Source organism: Nocardia sp. NPDC050435 (genome assembly GCF_040655395.1).
Lineage (GTDB): Bacteria > Actinomycetota > Actinomycetes > Mycobacteriales > Mycobacteriaceae > Nocardia.
In genome coordinates this window covers 421,266-440,354 of the sequence record NZ_JBFAJW010000005.1, presented here as the reverse complement: position 1 = coordinate 440,354, position 19,089 = coordinate 421,266, and the positions used below count along the sequence as shown (strand labels likewise).

Here is a 19,089-nt window from a genome sequence, read left to right as displayed (position 1 = left end):
AAGAAGTGGGATCGGCGCGGGTCGCTGTGTCACAGTGGCGAGCGTGACCGAGGACTATCGCAGCCTGAACAAGGCGAAGTGGGACGAGCGCGCACCGGCACACGCCGCGTCACCCGACTACGAAGTGAGCCGCTTCCGCGCCGACCCCGAGTTCCTCAGCGCGGTAGTCCGTTTCGATCGTCCGCTGCTGGGGTCGGTGCGCGGGTTGCGCTGCGTGCATCTGCAATGCCACATCGGCACCGACACGCTGTCGCTGGCGCGACTGGGCGCGCAGATGACCGGGCTCGACTTCTCGCCGGTCTCGCTGACCCAGGCCCGCCGGCTCGCCGAACAGACCGGGACGCCGATCGAATTCGTGGAATCCGATGTCTACGAGGCCCACACCGCGCTCGGCACCGAACGGTTCGACCTGGTGTACACGGGCATCGGCGCGCTGTGCTGGCTGCCGAGCGTGCGACGCTGGGCCGAGACCGTCGCGGGCCTGCTGCGGCCGGGCGGCCGCCTGTTCCTGCGCGAGGGGCACCCGGTGCTCTGGGCCACCGACGAAACACGCACCGACGCACTGGTTCTCGGCTATCCGTACTTCGAGCTGCCCGAGCCGATGGTGTTCGCCGAAGCGGGCACCTACGTCGAGACCGACGCCGAACTCACCGCCGCCACCACGCACGAGTGGAATCACGGACTCGGCGAGATCGTCACGGCCGTGCTCGACGCGGGCCTGACCGTGACCGGCCTCACCGAGCACACCAGCGTGCCGTGGAACGCGCTGCCCGGACGGATGCGCCGGGACGCCGAGGGAGAGTGGACCCTGTCCGCGCATCCGGAGCGGCTGCCGCTGAGCTACACGCTGCAAGCGGTCAAACAACTCGCTCAGTCGAGCTGATCGACCTCGACCCGGCCGCCCTCGGCGTGTTTGGCCCGCAGCGCGGCTCGCCGTTCGGCGTCGCGGGCCGCGCGGCGTTCACGGGTGCCCGCGGTGCGGCGGGTGGGCGACGGCGCCGCCCGTTCCTCCTCGAACTCCTCGTCCTTGCCGAAGCGGTCCCGCAGCCAGTACACCGGCACGCTCACCGCGTCCCACGCCAGCGCCGCGAGCACCAGCAGGACGAAGCCCCCGATCAGGAACCACTTCAGGTCACCCAGCAGCAGGTCGATCCCGAACTTCACCAAACCACCCACGAGAATCCCCCAGCACAGGCGCGAATGCGCCGAACCATCTGAACCGGCTGATGGTAGCCGTTCGGAGGCGAGTACGCCGAAAGCCGGTTCAGCTATTCGGGGTTCGGCCGATGGCTGTCGGGTTGGTCCCAGGCTCGGCCGGGGCCGCGAGTCGGAGACGATCCCGATCCGCGCTCGGATACAGGTAGGCGATCAACGCCGATCCCAGAGCCGCGCCGAGGATTTGGGCGGCGATGTAGCCGGGTGCGGAGGCCGGGGCGATGCCGGCGAAGGAGTCGGAGAACATCCGGCCGACCGTGACCGCGGGGTTGGCGAAACTGGTGGAACTGGTGAACCAGTAGGCCGCGCCGATGTAAGCGGCGACCGCCGCGGCGGACAGCGCGGCGCGACCGGAGCGGGCCAGAGCGAAGACGACCACGATCAACCCTGTCGTGGCGACGATCTCGCCCAGCAGATGTCCGCCGGTGATCCGGTCACGCGTGGAGATCTGCCAGACGGCCGAGTCGAACATGGCGTTGGCCAGGACTGCGCCGCAGACGCCGCCCAGCACCTGAGCGACGAGATAGGCGCCGAGTCCGGGCAGCGAGAGCCCGGTGCCGTGCCGGCGGCCCGTCCACCAATCCGCTACCGAGACAACGGGATTGAAGTGCGCACCCGAGATCGGCCCGAAGACCAGGATCAGCACCCCGAGTCCGAGGACGGTAGCGGTCGAGTTCTGCAGTAACTGCAAACCGGCGGCACCGGGCGAAAGCCGCTGGGCGGCGATCCCGGAGCCGACCACGATGGTCACCAGCGCCGCGGTGCCGAGGAATTCCGCGAGCACACGCCGGTCGAGCGTGGGAGTCGCCGCACTCATACCGGCACGTCGGCCGCGGCGGGCATCAGCACCGCCGAAAGGCGTTGCAGCGCCTGGGGAATCACCCAGTAGTAGACCCAGGTGCCGCGGCGCTCGCAGTCGATCAGCCCGGCTTCGCGCAGCACCTTGAGGTGGTGGGAGATGGTGGGCTGGGACTGCTCGAACTGCGGCGTCAGCTCGCACACGCAGACTTCCGCCCCGCGTCGCGAGGCGATCAGCGACAGCAACCGCAGCCGGACCGGGTCGCCCAGGGCTTTGAACGCCGAGGCGAGCTCGGCGGCGGCGTCCTGCTCCAAGGGTGCGGTCAGGCTCGGGCCGCAGCAGCCGGAGGGGGGCGACAGGTCTTGGTTCGACACCTTTCTATATTGACAGCTGTCGATACTAGGGCGCAAGCTGTATTGGTATTCATCAATACAGCCAGTTCAGGGGCATATCATGACAAAGCAGCAGAACCAGCTCCGCGAAACCGTTCGCGCCCGCTATGCCGAGACCGCAGTGACCGTCGCGGGCGGCGGTATCGCCAACGATTGCTGTGGCAGCACCGAGATCGCCGCCGGCTTCGGCGCCGGCCGCTACGACGCCGCCGAGCGCGACCAACTACCGATTCAGGTCACCGCCGCGTCTCTGGGCTGCGGCAACCCGACAGCGGTCGCCGAGCTGCGCGAAGGCGAGCGGGTGCTGGATCTGGGTTCGGGCGGCGGCATCGACGTTCTCCTGTCCGCGCGCCGCGTCGGCCCGGCAGGCAAGGTCTACGGGCTGGACATGACCGAGGAGATGCTGGCCTTGGCGCGGGAAAACGCCGCTGCCGCCGAAGCGACGAACGTCGAGTTCCTGCAGGGCACGATAGAGTCGATCCCGTTGCCCGCCAACAGCATCGATGTGGTCATCTCGAACTGCGTGATCAATCTGTCGGTCGACAAGGCCGCAGTGTTCACCGAGATGGCGCGAGTGCTGGTGCCGGGCGGGCGAATCGGGATCTCCGATGTCGTCGCCGAGGACGATTTGACTCCCGAGCAGCGAGCCGAGCGCGGCGACTACGTCGGCTGCATCGCCGGTGCCCTGTCGTTCGCGGAGTACCGCGCGGGCCTGACAGCGGCCGGATTCACCGGCATCGAGATCACGCCGACCCATTCGGTGGCCCACGGGATGCACTCGGCGATCGTGCGAGGCGTCGGGCCCGCGGCCTCGGCGACTCCGTGCTGCGGGCCGAGTTGCTGCTCCTGACAGCGCGCTTCACCGAGCGCCGGTCGAATGAGGTGCGCCTTCGGAGGGCTGAGCGAACACCGCGGCCAATGACAGTGCGGCCTGCTCGGATTCCGAGATCGCCTGCCGGGGCCCCGGTGATCTGACAAGGTCGCCTTATGAAGATCGGTGTCGCACTTCCACAAATGGCTCCCGGCTACGGACCGGGTACAACGCTCGATTGGGCCCGGCGCATCGACGCGGGTCCGTTCTCGAGCGTCTCGGTGGGCGAGCGGGTGACCTTCCCGAATCCGGAAATGGTTGCGACGCTGGGTGCTTGCGCCGCGGTGACGGAGCGGGTGCAGGTGCTGGCGAATCTCTGGGTGCTGCCCCAGCATCCGATGGCGATGGTCGCCCAGCAGATCGGCACGCTCGACCAGCTCGCGAACGGGCGCCTCGAGGTCGGCGTGGGCGTCGGCGGTCGCGAGCACGATTACCGTGCGCTGGGTGCCGATTTCACGCGACGGCACCAGCAGCTCGATGACAAGGTCGCCGAGTTGAAGGCCCTGCTCGCCGGGGAGCCGCCGTTCGAGGGCGCGGACCCGGTCGGCCCGGCGTGCGTGCAGCCGGGCGGTCCGATCATCCTGGCGGGCGCGATGGGCCCGAAGGCGATGCGCCGGGCGGCGCGCTGGGCAGACGGCGTCTCCGGCTTCAGCATCTCCGGTGACGCCGCGGAGATCGCTCAGGCCTGCGCTCTCGCCGATCGCTGCTGGTCCGAGGCCGGTCGTTCGACGCCGCCACGTAAGGTCAGCGGCTGTTTCACCGCGCTGGGCGTCGCCGATGCCGACCAGGCGCTGCACGCGTTCACCGCGCGCTACCTCGGCTTCCTCGGCCCGGAGCTGGCCGAGCTGGTGGCCGCCGCGACCAGGGCGTCGAGTCCCGAGGTGCTCGCGGACATTCTCGACGGCGCGGAACGGGCGGGCTGCGACGAGTTCATCCTGGTGCCGGCCGTCACGGATCCGAAGTTTCTCGAGGTGGCGGCCGAGGTGGTGGCCGCACGGTCGTGAGCGTGGGGCATATTGGAGGGCATGAAGTATGTCTTGCTGATCTGCGATGACGAAGCTTCCATACCCAGCCCCGCCGAGATCGGCGCGGATCCCGCGCATCAGGCGTACTCCCGCGAGGTGGAGCGGCGGCAGGCGGGGCGCGGCGGCGCGCGTCTGCGGCCCGCCGCCGAGGCGAAAACGCTGCGCGTCCGCGACGGTGAAACCCTGATTACCGACGGCCCGTTCGCCGAGACCAAGGATTTCATCGGCGGCATCGACATCCTCGAGTGCGCGAACCTGGAGGAGGCGATCGAGCTCGCCGCGCGTCACCCCTACGCGCAGCACGGGTCGATCGAGATCCGTCCGGTGTGGGAGTGACTGCGCCGCACCTGGTTCGGGACGCGGTGGACGCGGCCTATCGCACGGAGTGGGGCCAGATCGTCGCCACACTGATCGGGTCGACCGGGGATTGGGACCTGGCCGAGGAATGCGCGCAGGAGGCTTTCGCGACGGCCTTGACGACATGGGCCCGCGACGGCGTCCCCGACCGGCCGGGTGCCTGGCTCACCACCACCGCGCGCAATCGCGCCATCGACCGGTTACGCCGTGATTCGGTCGCCGGCGCGAAGCTGCGCCAGGTCGCCGTGCTCGGCCGGGATCCGGTGCAGCCGTCCACGGAACCGATTCCCGACGATCGGTTGCGGCTGATCTTCACCTGCTGTCATCCGGCGCTGCCGCTGCCCACCCGGGTCGCGCTGACCTTGCGCACGCTGACCGGGCTGAACACCGCCGAGATCGCCGCGGCGTTCCTGACGGCGGAATCGACGATGGCGCAGCGTCTGGTGCGCGCCAAACGCAAGATCGCCGACGCGCGGATCCCCTACCGGGTACCCGCGCCGGAGGAGCTCCCGCAACGGCTGCCCGCGGTCTCGGCGGTGCTGTACCTGATCTTCAATCAGGGCTACAGCACAAGCGACGACCAGCGGGATCTGGCGCCGGAAGCGATCTTTCTGGCGCGGTTGGTCGCGCGGTTGCTGCCCGCCGAGCCGGAACCGGCGGGCTTGCTGGCCCTGATGCTGCTCCTGGAAGCGCGCCGGCCGCAGCGGGTTGTCGACGGAGTGCTGATTCCCCTCGAGGAACAGGACCGATCACGCTGGGACCACGCGTTGATCGCCGAGGGCGTCCAGATCCTGGATGCGGCCTTGGCCACGCAGCGACCCGGCCCGTACCAGGTGCAGGCCGCGATCGCGGCCTGCCATGCGACCGCCGGCGAGGCCGCCGATACCGACTGGCCCCAGATCGCCGCCCTGTATCGTGAGCTCACCCGGCTGGCCCCCTCGCCCGTGGTCGAGCTCAACCGTGCCGTGGCGGTCGCGATGGCGGACGGAATCCCGGCGGGGCTCGCGCTCATCGATGAGCTCGCCGCTTCCGGGCATCTGGACGGTTATCACCTGCTGCCTGCTACTCGCGCCGATCTCTTGCGCCGGGCCGGGCGTTCCACGGCGGCCGCCGCCGAGTACGCCGCGGCCTTGGAACTCGCTCCCACCGACGCCGAGCGGCGTTACCTCGAGGGCCGCCTGAACCGGCTCTGAACTGGCACTTCAAGAAATTTCCGCAGTGTTGTCGATCCGGCCGAGCCTGATTCGTCGGTGGGGTAAACCACCCGAGGAAAGGACAAGACAATGCCGAACACCGAGCACCTGACCGCCACGATGTCCATCGACCGAACCCCGGCCGAGGTGATGGCGGCGATCGCCGACGTGCGTGGCTGGTGGAACGCGAACATCATCGGCGACACCGCCGCCGTGGGCGACGAGTTCGTTTTCACCGACGACAGCAAGTACCCGGGCGAGACGGCCAAGGAGAAGCAGGGAATCCGCTTCGCCCGCTTCCAGATCACCGAGGTCGTGCCCGGCGCGCGGGTGGTGTGGCAGGTCGTCGATTCGGAACTGACCTTCATCGACGATCACTCCGAATGGACCGACACCACCGTCGTCTTCGACCTCGGCGCGACCGACGAGGGCACCACCCTGCAGTTCACACACATCGGCCTGTCCGCGGGCGAATCCGAGTGCTTCGAGGAATGCTCGCGCGGCTGGACCTTCTACATCACCAAGAGCCTGCCGCAACTCCTCACCACCGGAACCGGCGATCCCATCCCGCGCTACAGCAACTGAGCGCGACCGCCGCGGCGCGTGGCCTTCCCCGCCACCGCCGCGGCGAGGTAGCCGCCGCCACCCGCGACCGCCAGCACCCAGTACAGCCCCGCGCCCGCGAAACAGAGCGCCACCGCCGAGGCCATCGCCAGCCAGACGCCGAGCACATACTGTGGCAGGTCGCGATAGGCGATACCGCCTGTGAGATAGAGCATTCCGACGACCAGACCCGCGCCCGGCGGCCACAGCAGGGTTTGCACCTGCGGCTCGTCCAGGGCTGTGCTCAATGCCCAGATGAGCACGCTCAGCGCCGCGAACCCGATCACCCAGGCCCCCGCCAGCAGATTCCCCGTCAGCGCCCCGCGCACCCCGCCCTTGACGATCGCCGCGGCGGTGACCACCAGACCCGCCAGCAAGCCGCCGAACAACAGCACCGCCGCAACGGAATCCGGCACCAGCGGGTCGGCGCCCTCGGCCAGCGCGAAAGCGCCGTACCCGAGTAGCCAGGCGAACCCGAAAATCAGATACGAAAGTCGTTGATCCGGTGGGGATTCGCGGTTCTGGTCTGCCGACATGGCGTCCTCCTGGTCGATTACACCAGTAGAACCCGCATCAACGCCGCTTTCCATAAGCGAGGCTCTCGCCCCCATGTCCCCGCGTCCACGCCCGATTCTCGGTGATCAGGTCGCACGACGATCTGATGGCCATCCTCGTAGAGAATGCCGCCCGGGTCCACGGACTCCAGCCGAGTCCACCCGACACCGTGCGCGTCCAGTATCGCCGTGTAACCGTCGACCCGAGAGATCATCTCCCCCGCCGTCGCCTTGAACCACGCCGCCGCCCCGGGATGCGCTTCCCGATCGTAGACAGCGGGATCCGAAGCACTCGGATCGAGCAGATTCTCCCGATACCAAGCATTCTCGCGCTGCCGGTAGCGCTCCTGCCCCTCCGTCAGCCGACCGGCCCACGCCAGACCGTTCACCAACGCGAACACCCCCGGAAACCAGCCACCGCGATTCGGCGCAGCCGCTTGGAAGCGAACGAACAACCCCTCGACCCCACCGCTGCCCACGAGACCACCTCAACATCACATCGTCAACGTCGCAACAACGCATCTCAGCGCAGGCTGCTCGGCGCGTGCGGCGAAAACGGGTGAAAAACGGCAGGGTGGGGGCATGACGACGTATATCGGTTCGGGGCCGTACTGCTATGCGAGCACGGTCAGCATGATGATGGGTGGGCAGTGGGCGCCGGCCTTGATCGAGACGTTGACCGGGGCGGCGTTCGGGTTTCAGGTGGTGGAGGGGGTGCCTTATTTCGATCCGGTGGGGTGGGATCCTGATCAGGGGGTTGATCAGGCGCTGGGCCTGCTCGGTTGGAGTAGTGAGCGCCGCACCTATTCCGATGCTGAGAGCGCCTACGCGGATCTGGTGCGGCTGGTCGCGCGGGGGCCGGTATTCGTTGGTCCGATCGAGATGGGGTTGCTCGCGCATCAGCCCGGGCCGGATCGGCCGATGGGGGCCGATCATTTTCTGACTGTCCTGGCTGCCGATCACGAGGGGGTGCTCATGCACGACCCGGAAGGATTTCCCTACGCATGGCTGCCTGCAGAGGTGTTCGTGTCGGCTTGGGGTAGCCCGATCAGCTACTGCCACGGGCGATTTCCCCTTCGTACGGGCTTCCATCAGAATGCCGCGATCACCGAGGCCGACGCTATCTCGGCGCTGCTCCCGCTGGCTGCACGGTGGGCCGATCAACCGGCGAACAGCCTCGGATTGCGCGCATTCGGCACCGAGGCCGCTGCCGGACTGGAGGCGGGGACCAACGCCGTGCTGACCGAGTTTTCGCTGCGGCTGGCGGCGCGGCGGCGGATCGATGCCGCTCAGGCGCTGCGCGAATATCCGCGGCTGGCCGAGCTACTCGACCGCCAGGCGCGGCTCCTCGGACGCGCGCAGTACGTGGCGCTGCGTTCGCGGGGCGGCGATCTGGCCGCGCTCTTGAACGAGACCGCCGATCTGCACGAAGCGATCACCCGGGAACTGCGCGCCGCCGTTTCCTAGCGCGCGATCAGGACTCACCGGAATCCGAATGTGTTGCCGCGCATGGTTGAATGCCCTGTGACCGACGACTGTTTTCGATTGATCGAGCCCACGCCGATGGCCGAATCCATGCCTCGCTGGGCTCCGCACTTCCCGCAGTTCGACACAGTCGTCGGAAATTCGGATCTCGGGCATGTCTTCGTCGCCAACCAGACGACCGGTGAATACGGCGTGCTGTACCCGTACGACGCCGCCGGGAAGAATTACGGACAGTTCGCCGGCACAGCGGAGTTCGTCGACACGATCGTCCGCGACCAATATTTCTCGTCGGTGATCCTGCTGTCCGGCCATGTCGCCGAAATCAAGAACATCCTCGGTCCACTGGAGGCCGAACAGGTCTACATCGCCACGCCGTACCCGTTCCTGGGTGGCACCGAGGAGCCCGATACGTACCAGATCGGCGATCTCTGGGTGTTTCTGGACATCGTCGGACAATTCCAGCTCGCGGGCGAGGATGCGCCGAAGCGACGCTGGTGGTCCCGACGCCGATAAGCGATCCACGCACCTTGCTCGCGGTCGACACGCGCGGCGCCGCCGGTTAGTGTGACGCGGGTGTTCGGGGTGAGAGATGAATTTCGCACGGCAATAACCACTTTCGAGAACATGGTGGGTGGGGACGAGACGGGGGAACTGGCGGCGGCATACAGCGAGCTGGCACGGCTGCTGCTCTCGGACCCTTCGCCCGAGGAGTACGCGTTCGCCGGTCCGGCGATGGCCGCGGTGCTGAACGACGTGCCCGCCTTCGCGCGTGGTGAGATCGCGATGCTCATCGGCATGTGCGTGGAGTCCGGGGCGGATCCGGTGGCATGTTCACCGCAGGTGCTGGGAAATCTCTACGACAGTTTGGAGCGCGCACGGGAGTTCGCGCGGGTGTGGTCGGAGCGCAGGGGTGGCGAGTTGCCCGATCCGGAGGCGGGATTGGATACCAGCCTGATCGGGGAATTCGAGAGCCCGGCGCTGGTCGCCTGGTTCGACCTGCCCAAGTATCGGTTCGCGGGCGTGATGACGCTGCTGTCTCGCGAGGTGCTCGACAGGTTGGGCCCGACGCTGGAGACGCTGCGCGCCAGCCACGAAGCCTTTGTCGCGCAGGCAGGCGAACAATACCGGTATTCGAGCATCGACCAAACCTTGAAGTTGCTCGTCGACGAGCCCCTGGTGGTCCTGCACCGCGCGACCAGGACCGGCTTTCGGTTGCGGATGTCGGGCATCGGCAGTAATGCACAGTTGCACACCATGCTGGCGCAGGTCTTGATCGGCGGCGGTCACCTCGAAGGCAAACCGCCCGCCGCGGCGGCGGTGGCGGCCTGCTGGGACGGCGGCGAGCCCGTGCACACCTCCGGGTCGTTCGAACTGGTCGCACCGCACGGCGCGCAGATCTCACACGAAGACGCACCATGGGACATTCCGGTGGTCGACGGCGTCCGAGTACTCGTGCTGGATCCGTTGTCGGCCAAGCGATTGTGGCCCACCGGACGCCATCTCCCCTCCCTCGCGGCCGATCTGGTGCTGGAGGAGGTGTTGTCCGCCGCGGAGACCGACGCCTGGTTCGCGCATATGCGAACCGACCATCCCGGCTCCGGCCGGAACGAATTGCTCACTGCCATAGCCGATCTGCGCCAAGCGATGGACGGCGACGACTTCGATGCGCTCCTCGCCGCCGACAGTCGCATGGTCGAGAGCTACCAAGGTGCGTCGCCGGACGAGCTCAGGGCGGCCGCCGAACCCTTGACCGCGTTGCTGCCCGAGGTGATGCCGCTCGAGCGCGGCCGGATTTCGGTCCTGATCGGCGGGTGCGTCGAGTTCGGCGCGGATCCGGTGCCCTGCGCACCCAAGGTGCTGGCATACCTGGCGAAGGCGCTCGAACACGGCAGAAGCTTCGCCGAGGCCTGGGCGGCGCGGCAGGAAGCACCCGGCGCAGGCTCGGCGGCGGAGATCACCTTCCCCGACCCGGAGGACGTACCACCGCTTCCCTTCGACGAACTGTTCGAGGAATTCGGCATGGACGCGGTCATGGCCTGGTGGGCGCTGCCGGACCTGAAACTGTCGGCCTTGACCATGCTCCGGTTCCTCGAGGTGCGCAAACGACTCGGTCCGATCCAAGCAATGCTGCGCGAGCGGCTCGACGCCTTCGACAGCGTCTCCGGGCAGTACTACAAACCCCTCGATTACGTGCTGAAGCTGCTGGACGACGAACCGCTCATCGTGCTGCACCGCGACACCCGCACCGGGTACCGGATGCGAATGTCGGGCCTGTCGATCAACTTTCAGCTGCACACCTTGCTCGCCGACGCGCTCATCGGCGGCGGGCACCTGCCGGGCGAAGCGCCCTCGGCCGAGGCCGTGGCGATGTGCCGCGACGTCGAGGGCAGAGTGCCGACCTGGGGGTCGTTCAACCTCGTCGCACCCGACGGGTCGTGGATCTGGAACGAGGGCACCCCGTCGGACATCCCGGTGATCGACGGCGTCCGGTTGCTGGTGCTGGACCAGGAGCCCTATCGGCGCACCTGGCCGGCGGGCCGGTATTTCCCGGAGGTGCCGGGCGATCTGGTGCTGGAGCGCACGCTCACCGACGCCGAAACCGAGTCATGGTTCGCCCATGTCAAACCGTCCGAACGATCCGGCGGCGACGCGCTGGAGTGGCCCTTCGACGACGAACCGGAGGCCTGACCGGGCAGCGGCTAGGAGTCCACCGGTCCGGGCCGGGTGAACAGCAGGACGATCAGCAGACCTCCGAAGGAGGCCGCGCCCGGCAGCAGCGCGGTGTGCAGGAGGGTGGTGTCCACATTGCCGCCGGTTCGGTTGAGCTGGTAGTTCAGCCAGATGGTGGTGGCTGTTGCGGCGATCGTCGCGCCCAGCAGCCGGGTGGTCATGTGGATGCCCGCGCCGACACCGGCGCGGTCCGGTGGAAAGGCGCGCGTCGCGACGACGGCGAGCGGACTCCACAGGCAGGCCGCGCCGAAGCCGAGCAGCGCGCTGACCACCGCGAACAGCAAGCGCGGGTAGCCGATCAGGTTCTCGGCGAGCACGGCTGCCGCGGCGAGACCCGATACGGTGAAGCCGAGCGCCGGCAGTAGCGCCGGATGCGTACCGTCGGCCAGGCTGCCCAGCAAGGGGGCGCACACGATGGTGACGAGACCACCCGGCAACAGCACCAGCCCGGTCTCCACCGGTGACGCGTGCACGACCAATTGCAGGTACAGCGACATCGCCACCAGGGTCGCGGCCATCGCGCCCGTCGCGGCCATGGTCGCGGCCCCGGACAGCCACCAGGTGCGGTCGCGCACCACGGCTGCCGGTAGCAGCCCGTCACGACCGGACAACGGGAGCAGCAGGAACAGTCCACCGGCCAGCAGACCCGCGGCGATCAGCCCGAACGCCCACGTCGGCCAGTCGCTGTGCCCGCCCGCCAGCAGCCCGGTGAGCACGAGCAGCACCGCCGACCCCGACAGCAGCACCCCGCCGGGATCGGACGCCGGGCGTTGCGCGGGCAGCGCCGGGATGAGCGCCGCGCCCAGGACGAGCGCGAGGATCCCGAGCGGCAGATCGATCAGGAAAACCCAGCGCCCGCCGAGCATTTCGACCAGCGCGCCGCCCAGCACCGGGCCGAGCAGGGTGGCCGCGCCGCCCGCTCCCACCCACAGCCCCATGGCCATGCCGCGCCTGCCGGGCGCGAAGGTGCGCACCACGACCGCGAGCACCTGCGGAACGACCAGCGCCGCGCCGAGGCCCTGGATTCCCCGCGCCAGGACCAGCGCGGACGAGCCCGGCGACAGCGCACAGACCAGCGCGGCCACGATGAACACCGCCAGACCCGCGAGGTAGATGTTCTTGGGGCCGAACCGATCTCCCAGCCGACCGGCGAGGATCAGTGGCGCGGTGGCGCCCAGGGTGAAGGCGCTGAGCACCCAGGTCACCTGCCCCATGGTGATGTCGAGCTCGCGCGTGAACGTCGGCAGCGCCACCGAGACGATCGGCGAGTCCAGCATCATCAGGAAGAAGCCCACCGCCATCGCCCACACGGCCGGCCACGGACTCCGCTGCGGCGGATACGCCGGCGGCCGAGGCTGCGGCGGCATCGCGAGCTGGTAGTGCCGAGTCGGTGGAGGCTGGTGCCGGGCGGGCGCGGCCCCGGAGACGGCGTCCAGCGCCGCGGCGGCGAATTCGCCCGCACTGGCATATCTTTCGGCCGGGTCCTTGGCCAGCGCCCGGGCCAGGACGGCATCCAGCCGCACCGGCACATCCGGGCGGCCCAGCGGCGGAACGGATTTGACCAGATGCCCGGCCACCACCTGCCCGGGGTCGCCGGCCGCGAACGGCGCTTGGCCGTCGAGCAGCGCGAATAGTGTGCAGGCCAGGGAGTATTGATCGGACCGATGGTCGACCGTCGTGCCGGACAACTGTTCGGGTGAGGCGTAGGCCAGTGTGGCGGTGAAGGTTCCGGTGGTGGTGAGCTGGGTGTCGGAGACGAGCATGCGCGCGATCCCGAAATCGGTGAGCATCGCCCGCTCCACCCGCCCCGCCTGCTCGGCCGTCAGCAGGATATTGGCGGGTTTCACGTCACGGTGCAGGACGCCTCGGCTGTGCGCGTAGTCGAGGGCGTCCGCCACCTCGCCGATGATGCGCACGGCGCGCGCCGCGGTCATGGTGCGCGCGTCCAGCGCACTCGCGTCCTCGCCTTCGATGTATCGCATGGCCAGCCACAGCTGCCCGTTCTCGACGCCGCGGTCCTCGACCGCCACGATGCCCGGATGATCCAGGTGCGCAACGACATTGGCCTCACGCTCGAACCGGGCCCGCAGCTCCGGGTCGGCGGACACGTCGCGATGCAGCAGTTTCAGGGCCACCGTGCGCGGCAAGCGGGGATGCCGGGCCCGGTAGACGGTGCCCATTCCGCCTTGCCCGAGCACCCCTTCGACCACGTACCCGGCGAAGGTCACGCCGTTGAGAGCGTCCACCAGATTCCCTCCCCACTCCTGTGCAACGCGTCGACTATAGGGCCAGCGGATATCGCGCCGCATTCCCGTGCGAGGGCTGAAGGTGCCGATCATCCCCCGAAATGTCGGGGCTATCCGCGAGTTCGACGCTGATCACATACTGGGCCACCGACATCCAGAGCAAGGGAGCAGCACATGATTTCGCGGAAAACTCTTGGCACCGTGGCCGTCTCGGCCGCCTTGATCGCACCGGTCACCGCGGCACCGGCCTACGCCGAAACCCCGAAGACACAGGTGCAGTACATCGACGATTCCGGCTCCAGCACCGGTTCGGCCGGTGTGCTGCTGCGCGATGGCCTGGAGCTCGTGGTCTGCCTGCTCAAAGGCCAGTTCGTCGGGTCCAAGTATCCGCTCTGCTGACACGCCGGGCGGCATTCTCGTTCGGGGCTAGGCTGGCGGGACGCCGCTGCCAGCACTGGAGGACGCCGACCGATGCCGCACCCGCAGGTCAAGATCCACCGCATGTTCGAGCTCGTCGAGCCGATCGCCACCATCACCTTCTCCGAGGTGGTGAACCAGGAATTCTCGGCTCTGGGCATGCGCAACTACTGGGACGGCTACTTCGCGGGCCGGGCCGCGCCGCTGGGGTACGCGCCGGCCGAGGTGGTGCACGCGGTCTTCTACAACTTCGCCCCCGGTGAGGTGGCGCGCCATATCCCGTGGGTCTGGGGCAAGCTCACCCCGCGGGAAGCGATCGCCGTGCGGGAGAGCGGCTCCGCCGCCGCGCTGCGCGCGCGGATCGGGGAACCGAGTGGCCTGGCCCGGGTCGCCGAACTGGCCACCCGGGCAGCGGTGAGCGCGCCGGTCGAGGGGCGGGTGTTGTATGCCGGGCTCCGCGCGCTGGCGGTGCCCGAGGATCCGGTGGCCGCGGTGTGGCACGCGGCGACACTGCTGCGCGAGCACCGCGGCGACGGCCACAACATCGTTCTCGCCGCCCACGGGATCGGCGGCACCGAGGCACACGTCCTCATGGCGCTCGGCCTCGGCCTGCGGGCCGAGGAGTTCGGCCGAGTCCACCACCTGCCCCGGGCACAGCTGGCCGCCGTCGTGGACGGACTGCGCGAGCGCGGCCTGGTGGACGCCGCCGGCGGATTCACCGACTCCGGCCGCGACATCAAGCAGCGGATCGAGACCGGGACCGACGAGTTGTCGGCACCGGCCTACGACGTGCTCGACGCGGCGGAACTGGACGAACTGATCGCGGGACTCGAGCCGATCGCCGCCGCTCTGGACAGCTGATCGGGCTCGATTACCGCCTCAGGACTGAATGCCGCCGCTGAGGCTGGAGGACCCGCTGGTCAGCAGGCACCACAGCTGCTGCATCGGCTGACCGTGACACACGATCCCGACCGGGGCGGCGGACTCGAACAGTTCCGCGGAGCCGGAGTTCTGACCGGGGATGGATCCGGCGTGCGCGGTGGCCATCGGGGCCAGCACCAAGGCACCGCCCAGGACGGCGGCGGCAATCGATCGTCTCATCGAGAATTCCTTTGTCTCTAGCGTTTTCGACGCCCGCGAAGCAGGCGACGATCACGCTATTCGGGCTGCCGCCGAACCCGAAGACCCATGTTTCGCGGCCCCTCGTTACGGGGGCAGACATCCTCGCGCGGGCTCAGTGCCCGTTGCCCGCGCACGGCGTATCCTCACCGTGTGCCGACTGGCGGTAGCAAACGGGTTCGTGCGGCGCGTAAGCGCAAGAAGCGGATGCTGCGCGTCTCCCATGACCTCACCGACGCGCAATGGGACGCGCTCCGGAGCTCCTGGGGCGGCTGCGCCTACTGCGCCTATCCCGCCACGGCTTTACAGAAAGACTGTGTCCAGCCCATTTCCCGGGGCGGTCGCTACACCCTGGCCAACGTCGTGCCCGCCTGCGCCTCGTGCAATGCGAGCAAGTGCAATGCCGAGGTCACCGGTTGGCTGCGGCGCAAGAAACTGGACGAGCGTTCGTTCCTGGTGCGGCACTACGAGATCTCGGCCGAGCTCACCACCCGCTTCGACGAAGCCTAGTGCTCGGAATCCGCGGTCCCGCTCTCGGAGAGATCATCGCTTCCGGACCCGAGAATCATCTGATCCAGACGCGGCTCGCCGAGCTGGGCCGCCATCGGGCCGTCCAGCGGAAATTCGGCCCAGACCGTTTTGAAACGCCCGTAGTGCACCACACCCCAGGACGCCGCGACCTGGTCGAGCACGAGCAATCCGCGACCGCCACTGTCATCGGGCTCGCGATGCTCGGGATCGGCGGGACTGCTGTCATCGATCTCCACGCGCAGGCGCGACGAATCCGCGAGCCGCTGTAGTCGGCAGCGCCACGGCGGACTGGTGTGCTCGCGGGCGTTGGAGACGAGCTCGTCGACGCCGAGCACGGCGTCGGTGACGACCGGCCCGTCCGCCGGTGCGAGGAGATCGCGGACCGCGTCCCGGATCCAGCGGTTGGACGTCGTTTCCAGATCGAACTCCCGGCTTTGCTCCCTACCGTAGGAGGCCTGATATTCAGGCGTCGTCATCGGCTTCACCTCCGCTGGTCGATGACCTCGGTAAATAGTCGGCTACCCGTTGGTCGCGTGCCCAAACGCCGCTGCGGAGTAAGACGGGCCACACGGCGCGGCATCCGTCGATTACTTCGCCTTCTCAGGAACCGGCCGGTTTGATCACCACGGATCGGGGCAAAGCCCCAGCATCCCGCAACACCGGAAGCTCTCTTGGCGATCTCTTCTGCGATCACACCGAAAGGGTCCGACATCTATGAGCGCTCCGCCCACCGGCATCCGTCAACGCAACGCCGTCTCCGAGGGCGCGGCTCTCGGGCTGCTACTCAACGGCCGGATCTCCCTGCCGCACGACAAGGTCGGCGTGGCCGCCGCCTTCGAAACCGCCTGGCAGGCTTGGCCGTTCCGCTCCCGGTTCCCGCAGATCGGCATCGACCTCGGCCACGGGCTGAACGGGCTGCACGCGATGACCACCGCTCGGTCGCACACGCCGGTCTGGGCCGTCTACTGGCGCACCTACAGCGACGCGCTGCTGGTCCACTCCCGCGAGCCGGACTGGGACATCGGCAACCGGCACGACCTCGACTACGTCGCCCGCATGATCGCCCGGCAGATACCGATCCGGGGCTGGAAGAATCTGGCTGCGGATATCCTGCGCCTGCTGCCCGGATAACCACCGAGCACCATCCGACGCGGAGGGAACACGATGAGCGACCCCGACACCACGCCGATCAGCCGGGCCCAGCTCGAAGCGCTGCGGCGTGACGAGGACCGCAAAGCGATCGGTGCGGATCTGCTCGCCCGAGCCCGCGCGGTGCGGACCCACGGCTGGCGCGACTACCAGCGCGTCTGGGCAGACCGGGAGGTCGCCGCGGTCGCCTATCTGCTGGCCGCCGAGGGGTCGGCGCCCGATTCCGCAGCGGTACTCGACGACTACGCCCGCCTCCTGTTCGGCGACGACGGCCGCCGCGCCGACGCCGTCGACGACTACCCCCTGACCCGGGCCTGGTTCACGAGCCTGCGCGGCGAATTCGCCCCCGAGCGCTAACCGTCGGACGCCGCGCCGGTCCAGTAATCCACCGTGCCCTGCAGCACGGTCCGGAACAGCGTGAAGTCGACGGGTTTGTAGATGTAGCTGTCGGCACCGGCCGCGTAGCAGCGATCGATGTCCTGCGCGGTGGTCGAGGAGGTGAAGACCACCACCGTGATGTCGGCCAGGCCGGGTTCGGCCCGAATCTGTTCCAGCACACCGAGACCGTCGATGCCGGGCATGTTCAGATCGAGGAAAACCAGCCTGGGCCGTTCCAGACCGGGATCGCGCAACCGGGCGAGCGCGGCGCCGCCGTCGGTGACGAACTCCAGGCGCAGGTGCGGATGCGAGGCGTGCAGCGCGCGCTCGATGGCTTCCCGGTCCTCGTCGCTGTCCTCGACGAGGAGCACCGGATGTTCGGTCAATCGCTCCATGGCGAAACTCCGTTCGAGGCGGCCGGATTCGACGCTGTGCCGAGGTAGCGCAGGAATACCACGGCCGTATCGTCGTGCACCCGGAAACGGCCGTCCCCACTGGTCAGGATGTCGGTGACGCGCGCAGGCGGCAGGTCGCGCAGCCGGGCGAGGCTGTCGGAGAGTTCCGGCTCGAAGAACCGCCCGGCCTCGTCGCGCGCCTCGGACAGCCCGTCGGTGTAGAGCAGCAGGCCGTCGCCCGGACGCAGCCGGACGGTCGTGGGCACGAGCAGCAGATCGGGCTTGTACCCGATCAGCAGGCCCGAGCAGTCGGCCTCCTCGACCGTGCCGTCGGCGCGCGCGACCAGCGGTCGCGGATGGCCGGCGGTGTGGATCTCGACCTCGCAGGACGTGCCGCCGGGGTCGGCCCGCAGGCTCACGACCGCGAGGGTGAGGAAGCGGGTGATGTTGTCCCGCAGCATCTTCGCGTTCAACGCGTGCAGCGCCCGGGGCACGGTGTGGCCCGCGGTCAGCAGGGTCTCGATCGTGTGCCGGGCCAGACCCGTCAGCGCCGCCGCCGCGGCCCCGCGACCGCACACGTCGCCGATCAGCCCGTGCAGGCGCTCGTCCGGGCCGAGCACGGCCCCGTAGAAATCCCCGCCCACCTCGAGGGTGTGCTCGGCGACCCGGTAGGCCGTGGCGATCTCGACGCCGGGGACCGCCGGGAGCGTGGCGGGCAGCAGATGCTGCTGCAGCATCAGCATGTCCCGGCGTTGCCGATCGTGCAGGGCGGCGTTGTCGATCGCCGAGGCCGCGCGCCCGGCGAGATTGCGCATGAATTCGGTGGTGAAGCGGCGGCGCGACCGCGGCCGCTGGAAGACGCTGAGCAGCCCCACCTCCCGGCCGTGCGCGCGCAGCACCGTGGTGGCCGCGGTCTCGAGATTGGTGTCCTCGGGCAGCCCGGCCGGCTCGAGTTCGTCCTCGGCCACCCCGCCCGACCAGCGCCCTTCCCGCAGGTACTCGGCCAGCCGGTGCTCGCGGCGCGCGTCGACGTGGGCAACCGCCACCGGCTCCAGCATGCCGTTGCGCGCGACGTGCACCGCCGCGCCGTCGGCGATGGCGGGCACGACCATCCGCACGATCGCACGCAGGGTCTCATCGATGTCGAGCGAGGAGCTCATGCGCAGGGACGCTTCGGCCAGAATGGCGTCCTGCACCTCGCGGGCCGTGCGTTCCCGATGATCGGCCTGGCGATTGCCCGCGGCCGCGGCGATATCGCGGACCTGCCGTACCTCGGCGATCACCTCGGGCGGGGTGGGCGCGGCGGTGAGCACACCGACGACGGCCGGGTCACCGGAGCCCTGGGCGCAACTGGCCAGCACCACGCGATCGGCGTCGAGTTCCAGTTCGACGAGTTCGCCCGCGGCGGCGGCGCGGTGCAGGCGCAGCGCCGTCTCCGGCGGGCACGCGCGCAGGCCGTGCTCGTCGGCCCACAGATTGCCGACCGTGCCGGCGCCCAGCGCGAAAGCCGCCAGCACGCCGGGCTGCTCGGACAGCGCCGTCACCATGTCCGCGATGTCCGGAGCGCCCAGATGCAGATGCATCCACCACTCGTGTATTCGCGCCGACCATGACGGCTGCTCCATGCGTC

Annotated in this window: 24 protein-coding genes; 14 read left to right on the top strand and 10 right to left on the bottom strand. The window is 68.9% G+C overall.

Annotation, left to right across the window (positions count from 1 at the left end; all coding sequences use genetic code 11):
* Positions 1-43 precede the first annotated feature (43 nt).
* The gene (locus AB0I43_RS18070; RefSeq protein WP_356979289.1) at positions 44-883 is read left to right on the top strand and encodes a methyltransferase; all 840 of its coding nucleotides are present in this window, start codon (positions 44-46) and stop codon (positions 881-883) included.
* Here the strand turns inward: AB0I43_RS18070 and AB0I43_RS18065 are convergent.
* The 3 genes from AB0I43_RS18065 to AB0I43_RS18055 all read right to left on the bottom strand — a co-directional run bounded on the left by AB0I43_RS18065 (position 871) and on the right by AB0I43_RS18055 (position 2,388).
* A complete protein-coding gene (locus AB0I43_RS18065) occupies positions 871-1,164 on the bottom strand; it encodes a hypothetical protein (protein ID WP_356979288.1) in 294 nt (97 codons plus the stop codon). The genes AB0I43_RS18070 and AB0I43_RS18065 overlap by 13 nt on opposite strands.
* A 100-nt stretch (positions 1,165-1,264) precedes the next feature.
* Positions 1,265-2,032 (bottom strand): MIP/aquaporin family protein, encoded by a 768-nt coding sequence (locus tag AB0I43_RS18060; protein WP_356979287.1) that lies wholly within the window; start codon positions 2,030-2,032, stop codon positions 1,265-1,267.
* Complete coding sequence (locus AB0I43_RS18055; RefSeq protein WP_356979286.1) at positions 2,029-2,388, bottom strand: metalloregulator ArsR/SmtB family transcription factor; 360 nt, start codon at positions 2,386-2,388, stop codon at positions 2,029-2,031. The genes AB0I43_RS18060 and AB0I43_RS18055 overlap by 4 nt, the downstream gene beginning before the upstream one ends.
* Before the next feature lie 79 nt (positions 2,389-2,467).
* Here AB0I43_RS18055 and arsM point away from each other — a divergent pair, with 79 nt between their 5' ends.
* The 5 genes from arsM (at position 2,468) to AB0I43_RS18030 (ending at position 6,437) form a co-directional block, all read left to right on the top strand.
* Positions 2,468-3,256, top strand: a complete 789-nt coding sequence (gene arsM / locus AB0I43_RS18050) for an arsenite methyltransferase (protein WP_356979285.1) — start codon at positions 2,468-2,470, stop codon at positions 3,254-3,256.
* Between the two features lie 137 nt (positions 3,257-3,393).
* Entirely contained in the window at positions 3,394-4,281 is an 888-nt protein-coding gene (locus tag AB0I43_RS18045; RefSeq protein WP_357432449.1) for an LLM class flavin-dependent oxidoreductase, read from the top strand.
* A gap of 21 nt (positions 4,282-4,302) precedes the next feature.
* Complete coding sequence (locus AB0I43_RS18040) at positions 4,303-4,638, top strand: YciI family protein (RefSeq protein WP_356979282.1); 336 nt, start codon at positions 4,303-4,305, stop codon at positions 4,636-4,638.
* A complete protein-coding gene (locus AB0I43_RS18035; RefSeq protein WP_356979281.1) occupies positions 4,635-5,852 on the top strand; it encodes a DUF6596 domain-containing protein in 1,218 nt (405 codons plus the stop codon). The genes AB0I43_RS18040 and AB0I43_RS18035 overlap by 4 nt, the downstream gene beginning before the upstream one ends.
* A gap of 90 nt (positions 5,853-5,942) precedes the next feature.
* Entirely contained in the window at positions 5,943-6,437 is a 495-nt protein-coding gene (locus AB0I43_RS18030; protein WP_356979280.1) for an SRPBCC domain-containing protein, read from the top strand.
* Here the strand turns inward: AB0I43_RS18030 and AB0I43_RS18025 are convergent.
* On the bottom strand, positions 6,425-6,991 hold the full coding sequence (locus AB0I43_RS18025) for an ABC transporter permease (RefSeq protein ID WP_356979279.1): 567 nt from the start codon (positions 6,989-6,991) through the stop codon (positions 6,425-6,427). The genes AB0I43_RS18030 and AB0I43_RS18025 overlap by 13 nt on opposite strands.
* Before the next feature lie 17 nt (positions 6,992-7,008).
* Positions 7,009-7,488 (bottom strand): hypothetical protein, encoded by a 480-nt coding sequence (locus AB0I43_RS18020; protein WP_356979278.1) that lies wholly within the window; start codon positions 7,486-7,488, stop codon positions 7,009-7,011.
* Positions 7,489-7,591: 103 nt separating this feature from the next.
* On the opposite strand from AB0I43_RS18020, the gene AB0I43_RS18015 reads away from it, so the two are divergent.
* From AB0I43_RS18015 to AB0I43_RS18005, 3 genes are all read left to right on the top strand, one after another.
* Positions 7,592-8,476, top strand: a complete 885-nt coding sequence (locus AB0I43_RS18015) for a hypothetical protein (protein WP_356979277.1) — start codon at positions 7,592-7,594, stop codon at positions 8,474-8,476.
* Between the two features lie 78 nt (positions 8,477-8,554).
* Positions 8,555-9,007 carry a T6SS immunity protein Tdi1 domain-containing protein gene (locus tag AB0I43_RS18010; protein WP_356979276.1) on the top strand — a complete coding sequence of 151 codons (453 nt, stop codon included), beginning with the start codon at positions 8,555-8,557 and terminating at the stop codon, positions 9,005-9,007.
* 111 nt (positions 9,008-9,118) lie between these two features.
* Positions 9,119-11,182 carry a hypothetical protein gene (locus AB0I43_RS18005; protein ID WP_356979274.1) on the top strand — a complete coding sequence of 688 codons (2,064 nt, stop codon included), beginning with the start codon at positions 9,119-9,121 and terminating at the stop codon, positions 11,180-11,182.
* Positions 11,183-11,193: 11 nt separating this feature from the next.
* Here the strand turns inward: AB0I43_RS18005 and AB0I43_RS18000 are convergent, their stop codons facing one another.
* Entirely contained in the window at positions 11,194-13,470 is a 2,277-nt protein-coding gene (locus AB0I43_RS18000) for an MDR family MFS transporter (protein WP_356979272.1), read from the bottom strand.
* Positions 13,471-13,644: 174 nt separating this feature from the next.
* Here AB0I43_RS18000 and AB0I43_RS17995 point away from each other — a divergent pair, with 174 nt between their 5' ends.
* Entirely contained in the window at positions 13,645-13,869 is a 225-nt protein-coding gene (locus AB0I43_RS17995; protein WP_356979270.1) for a hypothetical protein, read from the top strand.
* A 72-nt stretch (positions 13,870-13,941) separates the two neighbouring features.
* Positions 13,942-14,748, top strand: coding sequence for a helix-turn-helix domain-containing protein (locus tag AB0I43_RS17990; protein ID WP_356979268.1), 807 nt, complete (start codon positions 13,942-13,944; stop codon positions 14,746-14,748).
* 18 nt (positions 14,749-14,766) lie between these two features.
* Here the strand turns inward: AB0I43_RS17990 and AB0I43_RS17985 are convergent, their stop codons facing one another.
* On the bottom strand, positions 14,767-14,988 hold the full coding sequence (locus AB0I43_RS17985; protein ID WP_356979266.1) for a hypothetical protein: 222 nt from the start codon (positions 14,986-14,988) through the stop codon (positions 14,767-14,769).
* A 225-nt stretch (positions 14,989-15,213) separates the two neighbouring features.
* On the opposite strand from AB0I43_RS17985, the gene AB0I43_RS17980 reads away from it, so the two are divergent.
* Positions 15,214-15,516: an HNH endonuclease signature motif containing protein gene (locus AB0I43_RS17980; protein ID WP_356979385.1), complete on the top strand. Its 303-nt coding sequence runs from the start codon at positions 15,214-15,216 to the stop codon at positions 15,514-15,516.
* Here AB0I43_RS17980 and AB0I43_RS17975 read toward each other — a convergent pair.
* Positions 15,513-16,013, bottom strand: a complete 501-nt coding sequence (locus AB0I43_RS17975; RefSeq protein ID WP_356979264.1) for an ATP-binding protein — start codon at positions 16,011-16,013, stop codon at positions 15,513-15,515. The two genes, AB0I43_RS17980 and AB0I43_RS17975, sit on opposite strands and share 4 nt — an antisense overlap.
* A gap of 238 nt (positions 16,014-16,251) precedes the next feature.
* Here AB0I43_RS17975 and AB0I43_RS17970 point away from each other — a divergent pair, with 238 nt between their 5' ends.
* Positions 16,252-16,668 carry a hypothetical protein gene (locus AB0I43_RS17970; protein WP_356979262.1) on the top strand — a complete coding sequence of 139 codons (417 nt, stop codon included), beginning with the start codon at positions 16,252-16,254 and terminating at the stop codon, positions 16,666-16,668.
* A gap of 33 nt (positions 16,669-16,701) precedes the next feature.
* Positions 16,702-17,043 (top strand): hypothetical protein, encoded by a 342-nt coding sequence (locus AB0I43_RS17965; RefSeq protein ID WP_356979260.1) that lies wholly within the window; start codon positions 16,702-16,704, stop codon positions 17,041-17,043.
* Here the strand turns inward: AB0I43_RS17965 and AB0I43_RS17960 are convergent.
* Both AB0I43_RS17960 and AB0I43_RS17955 read right to left on the bottom strand, forming a co-directional pair.
* A complete protein-coding gene (locus AB0I43_RS17960) occupies positions 17,040-17,459 on the bottom strand; it encodes a response regulator (protein WP_356979258.1) in 420 nt (139 codons plus the stop codon). The two genes, AB0I43_RS17965 and AB0I43_RS17960, sit on opposite strands and share 4 nt — an antisense overlap.
* The gene (locus tag AB0I43_RS17955; RefSeq protein WP_356979256.1) at positions 17,447-19,084 is read right to left on the bottom strand and encodes a PP2C family protein-serine/threonine phosphatase; all 1,638 of its coding nucleotides are present in this window, start codon (positions 19,082-19,084) and stop codon (positions 17,447-17,449) included. The genes AB0I43_RS17960 and AB0I43_RS17955 overlap by 13 nt, the downstream gene beginning before the upstream one ends.
* Between the last annotated feature and the right edge of the window lie 5 nt (positions 19,085-19,089).